Here is a 12,766-nt window from a genome sequence, read left to right as displayed (position 1 = left end):
ACGGCCGACCCTACGAAGGACGGAATTGTGAACGACGGCAGGATGCGGTACCTCCTGGAGCGGGTGACCGCCGAACTCCACGACACCCGGCGCGAGTTGCGCGAGGTGAAGGACCGGAGCGCGGAGCCGGTGGCACTGGTCGGCATGGCCTGCCACTTCCCCGGCGGTGTGGACTCCCCGGAGGACCTGTGGCGGCTGGTCGCCGAGGGCGGCGACGCGGTGGGCGGGTTCCCCAGCGACCGGGGCTGGGACCTGGCCGCGCTGGTCGACCCCGATCCGGACCATCCGCGGACCTCGTACACCGCCAACGGGGCCTTCCTGGCCGCGCCCGGCGACTTCGACGCGGACTTCTTCGGCGTCTCGCCGCGCGAGGCGCTCGCCAGCGACCCCCAGCACCGGCTGCTGCTGGAGACCGCCTGGGAGGCGTTCGAGCGGGCTGGCATCAGGCCGGGCGAGCTGCGCGGGTCCCCCACCGGCGTGTTCGTCGGCACCAACGGCAACGACTACCCGCCGCCGGCCGGCACCGCGCCCGAGGAACTGGAGGGGTACCTCGCGGTCGGCAACGCGGCGAGCGTCGCCTCCGGCCGGATCTCGTACACCCTGGGCCTGGAGGGCCCGGCCGTCACCGTCGACACCGCCTGCTCCTCCTCCTCGGTGGCACTGCACCTGGCGGTCCGGGCGCTGCGCTCCGGCGAGTGCGACCTGGCGCTGGCGGGCGGGGTGACGGTGATGACCACGCCGTCGATCTTCGTCGAGTTCTCCCGGCAGCACGGGCTCGCCCCGGACGGCCGGTGCAAGGCCTTCGGGGCGGGCGCGGACGGCACCGGCTGGTCGGAGGGGGTGGCGCTGCTGCTGGTCGAGCGGCTCTCGGACGCCCGGCGCAACGGGCACCGGGTACTGGCGGTGGTCCGCGGCACCGCCGTCAACCAGGACGGCGCCTCGCACGGCCTCACCGCGCCCAACGGGCCCGCCCAGCAGCGCGTCATCCGCCAGGCCCTGGCCGACGCCGGGCTGGCCCCCGGGGACGTCGACGCGGTGGAGGCGCACGGCACCGGCACCCGGCTCGGCGACCCGATCGAGGCGCAGGCCCTGCTCGACGCCTACGGCCAGGACCGGGCGGCGGACCGGCCGCTGTGGCTGGGTTCGGTCAAGTCCAACCTGGCGCACACCCAGGCGGCCGCCGGCGCCGCCGGGGTCATCAAGATGGTCCAGGCGCTGCGGCACGGGGTGCTGCCGCGCACCCTGCACGCGGACGAACCGACCCCGCACGTGGACTGGGAGTCGGGCGCGGTCCGGCTGCTCACCGAGGACCGGCCGTGGCCGCGCACCGGGACGCCCCGCCGGGCTGGCGTGTCGGCGTTCGGGGTCAGCGGCACCAACACCCACGTGATCCTGGAGGAGGCCCCGCCGGAGCCGGACCCGGAGCCGGTGGACGCCCCGGCGGGCCCGGTGGCGTGGACGCTCTCCGGCCGTACCGACGAGGCACTGCGCGCCCAGGCCGCCGCGCTGGCCGCCCGGGTCCGGGCCGGGCACGGCACGGCGGACGCGGACCAGCACGGCGCGGCGGACACGGACGGGCCGGCCACGATCGGGCACGGCACAGCGGACGCGAACGCGCTCGCCGCGATCGGGCACGCCCTGGTCGCCGAGCGCACCGCCTTCGAGGAACGCGCCGTGCTGATCGGCCAGAACGCTCCCGAACTCCTGGACGCCCTGGACGCGTTGGCCGCCGGGGAGCCCTCCCCGGCGGTGGTCCGGGGCCGGGCCGGTGCCGACCGCAAGGTCGTCCTGGTGTTCCCCGGCCAGGGCGCCCAGTGGCTCGGCATGGCCGCCGAACTCCTCGACACCGCACCGGTGTTCGCCGAGCGAATCGCCGCCTGCCAGCAGGCGCTGGCGGAGTTCACCGACTGGTCGCTGGAGGACGTGCTGCGCGGCCGGGTCGGCGCGCCCGGCTACGACCGGGTGGACGTGGTGCAGCCCGCGCTGTGGGCGGTGATGGTGTCGCTGGCCGCGCTCTGGGAGTCCTACGGGGTGCGCCCGCACGCCGTGGTCGGCCACAGCCAGGGCGAGATCGCCGCCGCGTACGTCGCCGGGGCGCTGACCCTGGAGGACGCCGCCCGGGTGGTGGCGCTGCGCAGCCGGGCGATCGTGGAGCTGGCCGGGTCGGGCGGGATGGCCTCGGTGCCGCTGCCGCTCGCCCGGGCCGAGGCGCTGATCGCGCCGTGGGGCGGGCGGCTGTCCGTCGCGGTGGTGAACGGCCCGACGGCGGTGGTCGTCGCGGGCGAGCCCGCGGCGCTGGACGAGCTGGTCGCGCTCGGCGAGCAGGAGGACCTCCGGATCCGCCGGGTGCCCGTCGACTACGCCTCGCACTCCCCGCAGGTCGAGCGGATCCGCGCCCGGCTGGCCCGAGCGCTGGCACCGGTCGCCCCGCGCACCGGGCACACCCCGCTGGTGTCCACGGTCACCGGCGACTGGCTGGACACCGAGCAGATGGACGGCGCGTACTGGTACACCAACCTGCGGCGGACCGTCCGCTTCGAGGAGGCCGTCCGGCGGCTGCTGGACAGCGGCCACGAGGTCTTCGTCGAGGCCAGCCCGCACCCGGTGCTGACCGCCGCCGTCCAGGCCACCGCGGAGGACGCCGGGCACCCCGGGGCCGTCGCCACCGGCTCGCTGCGCCGGGACGAGGGCGGGCCCCTGCGCTTCCTCGGCTCCGTCGCCCAACTCGCGGTGGCCGGTGTGCCGGTGGACTGGACGCCCGCGCTCGGCCCGCGCCCCGCCACCCGGGTCGACCTGCCGACCTACCCGTTCCAGCGCCGCCGCTACTGGCTGGAGCGGCGCGCCGACCTGACCGGCGACCCGCGCGTCCTCGGCCTGCGCGCCGCCGGGCACCCGCTGCTCGGCGCCGTCCTACGACCCGCCGAGGGCGGCGGGGCGACCCTCACCGGGCGGCTCGCCCTGCACTCCCACCCGTGGCTCGCCGACCACACGGTGCTCGGCCGGACCGTCGTCCCCGGCACCGCGCTGGTCGAACTCGCCGTCCGGGCCGGGGACGAGCTCGGCCTGCCGGTCCTGGACGAACTGGTGCTGGAGGCACCGCTGGTGCTGCCCGGGGAGCAGTCCGTCGAGGTCCAGGTGACGGTCGGCGCTCCCGACGCCACCGGGCGGCGGCCGGTGGCCGTGCACGCCCGGGTGCAGCAGGAGCGCGCCGCGGCGGACGGCTGGCAGCGGCACGCGCACGGCGTGCTCGCCGCCGACCCGGACGCCGACGGTGAGCCGGGCGAATCCGCTGGCTGGGCCTCGGACGGCGCCTGGGTTTCGGACGGCGCCTGGCCGCCCGCCGGGGCCACCGCCGTCCCGCTGGACGGGCTCTACCAGCGCCTCGCCGACGCCGGGCGCGCGTACGGCCCCCGGTTCCAGGGCCTGCGCGCGGCCTGGCGGCTCGGCGACGAGCTGTACGCGGAAGTCGCCCTGGCGGAGCCCGAGCACGCCGACGCGGCCCGCTACGGGCTGCACCCGGCGCTGCTCGACGCCGCGTTCCACCTCGTCGAGCCGGGCGAGGGGAGCACCCGGGGCGAGGGGGTGCCGCTGCCGTTCGCCTGGAGCGCGGTCCGGCTGCACGCCGGCGGTGCCACCGCGCTGCGGGTGCGGCTGCGCCCCGGCGCCGGTGACACTGTCGTGCTGGACGCCGCCGACCCGTCCGGCGCGCCGGTGCTCACGGTCGGCGGCCTGGCCTCCCGGCCGGTCTCCGCCGAACAGTTGGCCGGCGCCGCGCCCGGGCTGCCGCTGCACGTGGCTGGCTGGGCCGAACTCCCGCTGCCCGAGCCCGGTGCGGACCGTCCGGCCGAGCCCGGCGAGCCGCTGCCGTCCCACCCGGCCGCGGCCGCGGTCGTCGTGGCGGACGGCGTGCCCGGGACGGAGTGGCTGCCGGTCGAGCCCGGTACCGCGGGCCCGGTGCCCGAGCGGGCCCGGGAGGTGCTGCACGCGGTACTCGCCGCCGTCCAGGACCGGCTGGGCGGTGCCGAGCCGACGGACCGCCGCCTGGTGGTGGTCACCAGCGCAGCGGTGTCCGTCGCAGGCGAGGACGTCGACCTCGCCGCCGCCCCGGTCTGGGGCCTGCTGCGCTCCGCCCAGGCCGAGCACCCCGACCGGCTGGTGCTGGTCGACGTGGACGACAGCGCCGCATCCCGGCGCGCCCTGCCCGCGGCCCTGGCCGCCGCGACCGCCGCCGGGGAGACCCAGCTCGCGCTGCGCCGGGGCGCCGCCTCCGTACCCCGGCTGGTCCCCCTGCCCGCAGCGGAAACCGAGGCGAATCGCCTGCTCGACCCCGACGGCACCGTGCTGGTGACCGGCGGCCTGGGCCTGCTCGGCAAGCTGGTGGCCCGCCGACTGGTCGTCGAGCACGGCGCCCGGCACCTGGTGCTGGCCGCCCGGCGCGGGCCGGACACCCCCGGCGCGGCCGAGTTCCTGGCCGAACTGGCCGGGCTCGGGGCCCGGGCCACCGCCGTCGCCGCCGACGTGGCCGACCGGGAGGCGCTGCGCGCGCTGCTGGCGCGGATCCCCGCCGAGCGGCCGCTGACCGCCGTGGTGCACGCCGCCGGCGCCCTGGACGACGGGCTGCTGACGGCGCTGGACCCGCAGCGGCTGGACACCGTGCTGCGGCCCAAGCTCGACGCCGCCTGGCACCTGCACGAGCTGACCCGCGGCGCCGGGCTGTCGGCCTTCCTGCTGTTCTCCTCCGCCGCCGGGGTGCTCGGCGTCCAGGGGCAGGCCAACTACGCGGCCGCGAACGCCTTCCTGGACGCCCTCGCCGCGCACCGCCGCGCCGCCGGGCTGCCCGCCGTCTCGCTGGCCTGGGGCCTGTGGGCGGACGGCAGCGACCTCACCGGCCACCTGGGCGGCGCCGACCTGGCCCGGCTCGCCCGGCAGGGCGTGCGGCCGCTGACGGCGGACGAGGGGCTGGCGCTGTTCACGGCCGCGGTCCGCAGCGGCCACCCGCTGCCGGTGCCGCTGGCGCTGCGCGCCGACGCCGACCCGGCCGCCGCACCGCCGGTGCTGCGCGGTGTGCTGGCCCGACGGCGCGCCCGCCCGGCCGCCGGCGGCGCGACCGGCCCGGGCGACGGGACGGGACTGGCCGACCGGCTGCGGGGCCTGCCCGAGCACCGGCGGCAGGAGCTGCTGCTGACGCTGGTGCGCCGGGAGGCCGCCGTGGTGCTCGGGCGCACCGATCAGGACGGCGTGGCCGCCGACCGGGCCTTCAAGGACCTCGGCTTCGACTCGCTGACCGCCGTGGAACTGCGCAACCGGCTGAGCACCGCCACCGGCCTGCGGCTGCCCGCCACCCTGGTCTTCGACCACCCCACCGCCCAGGCGCTGGCCGCCCACCTGGCCGCCGAACTGCCGGGTGGCCGTCCGCCCGCCGAGCGGGCACCGGCTGTGCCGGACGGACGTCCGGACGAGCGGGACCCGATCGTCATCGTCTCGATGAGCTGCCGCTTCCCCGGCGGGGTGACCAGCCCCGAGGAGCTGTGGGAGCTGGTCGACTCCGGGCGGGACGCGATCACCCCGTGGCCCACCGACCGCGGCTGGGACAACGAGTCGCTGTACGACCCCGACCCGGACCGGCCCGGCCGCACCTACACCCAGTACGGCGGGTTCCTGCACGACGCCGCCGAGTTCGACGCCGCCTTCTTCGGCATCTCCCCCCGCGAGGCCCTGGCCACCGACCCCCAGCAGCGGCTGCTGCTGGAGACGGCGTGGGAGGCGTTCGAACGGGCGGGCATCGACCCGGGCACCCTGCGGGGCAGCCGGACCGCGGTCTACACCGGCGTGATGTACAACGACTACGCGGGCCGACTGCGGGAACTGCCCGAGGAGTTGGAGGGGTACCTGCACAACGGCAGCGCCGCCAGCGTGGCGTCGGGGCGGATCTCGTACGCCTTCGGCTTCGAGGGCCCGGCCGTCACGGTGGACACCGCCTGCTCCTCCTCGCTGGTCGCCCTGCACCTGGCCGCCCAGGCGCTGCGCTCCGGCGAGGCCGATCTGGCCCTGGCCGGCGGGGTGGCCGTGATGGCCTCGCCCGCCGGGATGGTGGCCACCTCGCGGCACCGCGCCTTCGCACCCGACGGGCGGGTGAAGGCCTTCGCCGCCGACGCGGACGGCACCAGCTGGGCGGAGGGGGTCGGCCTGCTGATGCTGGAACGGCTCTCCGACGCCCGGCGCGCCGGGCACCCGGTGCTGGCGGTGGTGCGCGGCAGCGCCGTCAACCAGGACGGCGCCTCCAACGGCCTCACCGCGCCCAACGGGCCCGCCCAGCAGCGGGTGCTCCGGCAGGCGCTGGCCGCCGCCGGGCTCGACCCGCAGGACGTCGACGCGGTCGAGGCGCACGGCACCGGCACCCGGCTCGGCGACCCGATCGAGGCACAGGCGCTGCTGGCCGTGTACGGCGCCGACCGACCGGCCGAACGACCGCTCTGGCTGGGATCGTTGAAGTCCAACCTGGGCCACACCCAGGCCGCGGCGGGCGTCGCCGGGCTGATCAAGATGGTCGGCGCCCTGCACCACGGCAGGCTGCCCGCGACCCTGAACGTCGACCGGCCCGACCCGGAGGTGGACTGGGACGCGGGTGGGGTTCAGTTGTTGACGGACCATCAGATCTGGCCGGAGACCGCCCGTCCGCGCCGCGCGGGGATCTCGGCCTTCGGCGTGAGCGGCACCAACGCCCATGTGATCATCGAGCAACCGCCCGCCGACACTCAAGAGTTGGACGACTCGGAGCAGGCGAGCAGCCCGCTCCCCTGGGTGCTCTCCGCCCGGACGGCCGGCGCGCTCGCCGCCCAGGCCGCCCGACTCGCCGAGCACCTGCCCGAGTCTACCGAGGCACCGACCGACCTGGCCCACACCCTGCTGGCCGGACGGGCCCGGTTCGAGCACCGGGCCGTGGTCGTCGCCGCCGACCCGGCCGCCGCCTCCGCCGCCCTGCGCGCCCTGGCGGCCGGCGAGCCCTCCGCCGACCTCGTCCAGGGCCGGGCCGACGGCACGCTCCGCACCGTGTTCGTGTTCCCCGGCCACGGCTCCCAGTGGGCCGGCATGGCCCGCGAACTGCTGGACACCGCACCGGTGTTCGCCGCCCGGATCGAGGAGTGCGCGCGGGCGCTGGCCCCCCACCTGGACTTCGACCTGGACGACGTCCTCCGGCAGCGCGAGGGTGCGGCCCCGCTCGACCGGGTCGAGGTCGCCCAACCCGCGCTCTGGGCCGTCCTGGTGGCGCTCGCCGCGCTCTGGGAGTCGTACGGGGTGCGGCCGGACGCCGTGGTCGGACACAGCCAGGGCGAGGTGGCCGCCGCCACCGTCGCCGGGGCGCTCACCCTGGACGACGCGGCGCTGATCGTCGCCGCCCGCAGCCGGATCCTGGCCACCCTGGTCGGCCGCGGCTCGATGGCCTCCATTGCCCTACCGCCCGACGAGGCCGAACGGCGGCTCGCCGCCTGGCCGGGCCGCCTCGGCGTGGCCACCGTGAACGGTCCGAACGCCGTCGTGGTGGCCGGCGAGGAGGACGCCCTGGACGAACTGGTCGCCGCCTGCGCCGCCGAGGGGGTGCGCGCCAAGCGGCTGCGGGCCGCCACCCTGGCCGGGCACTCACCCGTGATCGACCAGGTGCGCGCGGAGCTGCTGGCCGCCCTCGCCCCGGTGCGGCCGCGCGCCGCGCGGCTGCCGATCTGGTCCACCGTCACCGCCGAACCGGTCGGCGGCGCCGAACTGGACGCCGGCCACTGGTACCGCAACCTGCGGCAGACCGTCCGCTTCGCCCCCGTCGTCCAGCGCCTCGCCGAGGCCGGCCGCACCCTGTTCATCGAGGTCAGCCCGCACCCCGTGCTCACCGGCGCGATCCAGGACACTCTGGACGCGGGCGGCCTGCCCGGCGCCGTCATCGAGACGCTGCGCCGCGACCAGGGCGGCCCGGACCGCTTCCTGCTCTCCGCCGGCGCGGCCCTCACCCAGGGCGCCCCGGTCGAGTTCACCGACCTGCCGGCCGGCATCCGGTCGGTGCCCACCGCACTGCCCACCTACCCCTTCCAGCGCCGCCGCTACTGGCTGGACGCCGAACCCGGCCCGCTCACCACCGCGGCGGCCACCGGCCTCGACGACGGCGACGCGCCGCCGGACGAGGCACCCGGCAGCCGACTGGCCGCCCGGCTCGCCGGGCTCACCCCCGAGGAACGGCGCGCCCACCTGCTCGACCTGGTGCGCCGCCAGGCCGCAGCAGCCCTGGGCCACGCCGACGCCGAGGAGGTGCTCGCCGACCGGGCCTTCCGCGACCTCGGGTTCGAGTCGCTGACCGCCGTCGACCTGCGCAACCGCCTGATCACCGCCACCGGCCTGCCCCTCCCGGCCACCCTGGTCTTCGACCGGCCCACCCCCGCCGCCGTCGCGGCCCACCTCGACGAACGGCTCGCCGCCCTCGAGGCACCCGAACTGCCGTACCTGCTCGACCTGCTGGAACGCTCCCTGCCCGGCACCGAGGCCGACCGCCGGGAACTCGCCGCCCGACTGGCCGCCCTGGCCGCCCGGCTCGACCCGTCCGACGGCCGGCCCGCGCCGCTCGGCGGCGACCCCGACCCCGACCTCAACCGCGACCTCGAGCTCGACCTGGCGAGCGCCAGCGACGAGGAGCTGTTCGCCGAACTCGACCGCGCCCGGCCCGCCGCCGGCACCGCACCCACCGGAAGGAGTGGCGACGATGGCCGATGAGGAGAAGCTGCGGGACTACCTGCGCCGCGCCCTCGCCGACGCCCGCGACGCCCGACACCGGCTGGAGCAGGCCGAGTACGAGCGGGGCGAGCCGATCGCCGTCATCGGAATGGCCTGCCGGCTGCCCGGCGGCGCCGACTCACCCGAGCAGCTGTGGGAGCTGCTCGCCGCCGAACGCGACGCCGTCGGCGGCTGGCCCGAGGACCGCGGCTGGGACACCGAGGCGCTCTACCACCCCGACCCGGCCACGCCCGGCACCAGCTACGCCCGGCACGGCGGATTCCTGTACGACGCTGCCGAGTTCGACGCCGCGTTCTTCGGCGTCTCCCCGCGCGAGGCCCTGGCCACCGACCCCCAGCAGCGGCTGCTGCTGGAGACCGCCTGGCACGCCCTCGAGCACGCCCGGCTCGACCCGGACGGGCTGCGCGGCAGCCGGACCGCCGTCTTCACCGGGCTGACCGCGCAGGAGTACCACACCCGCCCCGGGGCGGCCCCGGCCGAACTGGAGGGCCACCTGGGCATCGGCAACCTGGCCAGCGTCGCCTCCGGCCGGATCGCCTACACCTTCGGCTTCGAGGGCCCCGCCGTCACCGTCGACACCGCCTGCTCCTCCTCGCTGGTCGCCCTGCACCTGGCCGTGCGCTCGCTGCGGGCCGCCGAGAGCGACCTCGCCCTGGCGGGCGGCGCCACCGTGATGTCCTCGCCCACCGGTTTCGTCGAGTTCTCCCGCCAGCGCGGCCTCTCCCCGGACGGCCACTGCCGCTCCTACGCGGCCGCCGCCGACGGCACCGGCTGGGCCGAGGGCGCCGGACTGCTGGTGCTGGAGCGGCTCTCCGACGCCCGGCGCCACGGACACCGGGTGCTGGCCGTGGTCCGCGGCACCGCCGTCAACCAGGACGGCGCCTCCAACGGCCTCACCGCCCCCAGCGGCCCCGCCCAGCAGAACGTCATCCGCCAGGCCCTCGCCGACGCCCGGCTCACCCCCGGACAGGTCGACGCCGTCGAGGGGCACGGCACCGGCACCACCCTCGGCGACCCGATCGAGGCGCAGGCCCTCCAGGAGGTCTACGGAACCGGGCGGGACCGTGAACACCCGCTCTGGCTCGGCTCGTTGAAGTCCAACCTGGGCCACACCGCGGCCGCGGCCGGCGTCGCCGGGGTGATCAAGATGGTGCAGGCGATCCGCCACGGCACCCTCCCGCGCACCCTGCACGTGGACCGCCCGACGCCCCACGTCGACTGGACGGACGGCGGCGTGCGGCTGCTCACCGAGGCGCGGAGCTGGCCGGACACCGGGCGGCCGCGCACCGCCGGGGTCTCCGCCTTCGGGGTGAGCGGGACGAACGCCCACGTGATCATCGAACAGGTTGAGGAGGCCGAGGAGGTCGAGGCGCCCGGGCAGACCGACCAGGAACCGGCCGCCCCGCTGCCCTGGGTGCTCAGCGCGCGGGGTGAGGCCGCCCTGCGGGCCCGGGCCCGGCAGGTCGCCGCCCTGCTGCGGGCCGAGGGCGGCCCCGGGACGGCCGACGTCGCCCGGTCCCTGGCCACCCGCACCGCCCGGCACCCGCTGCGGGCCGTCCTGGTGGCCGCCGACCGCGCCGAGGCCGCCGACCGGCTGGAGGCCTTCGCCACCGCGCCCGGCCCGCTCGCCCCGGCCGGGGGCGGCCGGACGGCCTTCCTGTTCACCGGCCAGGGCAGCCAACGCCCGGGCATGGGGGCCGGGTTGTACCGGCAGTACCCGGAGTTCGCCCGGGCCTTCGACGCCGTCACGGCCGAACTCGACCGCCACCTGCCGTTCTCGGTCGCCGACGCCGTGCTGCGCTCCACCGGCACCCCGGCCGACGCCGAGCGGCTGAACCGCACCGAGTACGCCCAGCCCGCCCTGTTCGCCCTGCAGACCGCCCTGCTGCGACTGCTCGACTCCTGGGGCGTGCGCCCGGACCTGGTGGCCGGCCACTCGGTCGGCGCGCTCGCCGCCGCCCACGCCGCCGGGGTGCTCGAACTCCCGGACGCCGCCGCCCTGGTGGCGGCGCGCGGACGGCTGATGCAGCGACTCCCGGGCGGCGGTGCGATGGCCGCCCTGGAGGCGAGCGAGGAGGAGGCGTCCGCCGAACTCGCCCGGCACGGCGGCGCGGTGGGCCTCGCCGCGGTCAACGGGCCGCGCGCCGTGGTGGTCTCCGGTGAGGAGCGGCAGGTCGAGGCGGTCGCCGAGGCCTTCCGCGCCCGCGGCCGCCGCGCCACCCGGCTGCGGGTCAGCCACGCCTTCCACTCCCACCGGATGGACCCGGTCCTGGACGAGTTCCGCACCGCGGCCAAGGAGTTGACCTTCCACGCGCCCAGGGCCGCGCTGGTCTCCGACCTCACCGGACGCCTCGCCACGACCGCCGAAGCGACCGACCCGGACCGCTGGGCCGAGCACGCCCGGCAGCCGGTCCGCTTCCTGGACGCCGTCCGCACCCTGCGCGCCGAGGGCGCCACCCGCTTCCTGGAGCTCGGCCCGGACGGCGTCCTCACCGCGCTCACCGGGGACGCCCTCGCCGGGGAGGAGCCGGGCCCGCGCGCCCGCCCGGCCACCCTGGCCTCCGCACTGCGCCGGAACCGGCCCGAGCCGCAGACCCTGCTGGCGGCCGTCGGCCGGCTGTACGCCGCGGGCGCGCCCGTCGACTGGACCGGCCCCTTCACCGGACGGACCGCCCACGACGTCGACCTGCCCGGCTACCCCTTCCAGCGCACCCGGTTCTGGCTGGACACCCCCGTCGGCACCCGCACCCCAGCACCTGCCCTGCCGCGCGAGCACGCCCCCGAGCCCCCGCCCCCACCCTCGGCCGACTGGGCCGAGCGTCACGCCGCCCTGCCCGGCCCCGAACTGCTCGACGCCCTCCTCCGGTTGGTGCGCACCGAGGCCGCCGCCGTGCTCGGGCACGCCGATCCGGAGGCGCTGACCGCCGGGACGGCCTTCGTCGAGCAGGGCTTCGACTCGCTCACCGCCGTGGAGCTCGGCGGCCGACTGTCCGCCGCGACCGGGCTGCGGCTGTCCGGGGCGCTCACCATCCACCACCCGGACCCGCTCGCCCTCGCCGAGCACCTGCACGGCGAACTGGCCCGCCACCGGCGCGACGCCACCCCGTCCGGCCCGGTGGAGCCGCTGGCCTCGGTCTACCTGGAGCTGTGCCGGGCCGGACGCATCCCCGCCGCCACCCAGGTGCTGGTCTCCGCCTCCGAGCTGCGCACCCCGTTCGGCGCCGAGGACCGGGCCGGGCACGGGGTGCCGCCGGTGGCGCTGTCCGAGGGCCCGGCGCCGCTCGCCCTGGTGTGCTTCCCGGCGCTGACCGCGCTGTCCGGACCGCACGAGTACGCCCGGTTCGGGCAGGCGCTGGACGGACGGCGGACCGCCCACGCCCTCCCGGCCCCCGGCTACCGCCCGGGCAGCGCACTGCCCGACTCGGCGGCGGCCTTCGTCCAGTTGCAGGCCGACGCCGTCCAGGAGCTGTACGGGGAGCGGCCGTTCGCGGTGCTGGGGCGCTCGCTCGGCGGGTGCGTGGCGCACGCCGTCACGGCGGAGTTGGAGCGGCGCGGGCTGCGCCCGGCCGGGCTGGTGCTGGTCGACGCCTACCCGATGGACACCGCCGCGCTGCCGGGCATGGAGTGGTGGATGCCGGCGATGGTCAACGGCATGCTCGACCGGCTCGGCGACCAGCAGCTCACCCTCACCGACACCGGGCTCACCGCGATGGGCGCCTACCTGCGCGCCTTCGGCCCCTGGCAGCCCGAGCCGGTCGCCACCCGCACCCTGCTGCTGCGCGCCGAGCAGCCGCTGCCCGGCACCGCGCAGCGGCCCGGGGGCCCCGACTGGCGCGCCTTCTGGCGGCTGCCGCACGAGAGCGCGGACATCCCCGGCGATCACTTCTCCGTGCTGGAGGACCACTCCGACAGCACGGCCGACGCCGTCCACCGCTGGCTCACCGAGCCGGACCGCGACAGCTGACCACGAGATCCGCCCGAGAGACCCGACCGA

At 77.6% G+C, this 12,766-nt stretch carries 2 protein-coding genes; both read left to right on the top strand.

The genetic code is table 11. The annotated features are described in order from the left end of the window. Positions 1-24: 24 nt before the first annotated feature. Positions 25-8,751, top strand: coding sequence for a type I polyketide synthase (locus ACFVXG_RS27310; protein ID WP_387931089.1), 8,727 nt, complete (start codon positions 25-27; stop codon positions 8,749-8,751). After that, complete coding sequence (locus ACFVXG_RS27305; RefSeq protein WP_387931076.1) at positions 8,741-12,736, top strand: type I polyketide synthase; 3,996 nt, start codon at positions 8,741-8,743, stop codon at positions 12,734-12,736. Before ACFVXG_RS27310 ends, ACFVXG_RS27305 begins: the two co-directional genes overlap by 11 nt. Positions 12,737-12,766 lie beyond the last annotated feature (30 nt).

It is taken from the genome of Kitasatospora sp. NPDC058162, assembly GCF_042884005.1.
Taxonomy (GTDB): Bacteria; Actinomycetota; Actinomycetes; order Streptomycetales; family Streptomycetaceae; genus Kitasatospora.
The sequence above is the reverse complement of the archived record's forward strand: the minus strand, read 5'-3'. Positions and strand labels throughout refer to the sequence as shown.

Coding starts and splice junctions, on each gene's coding strand:
- ACFVXG_RS27305 (WP_387931076.1), top strand. CDS start 8,741: ATGGCCGATGAGGAGAAGCTGCGGGACTACCTGCGCCGCGCCCTCGCC.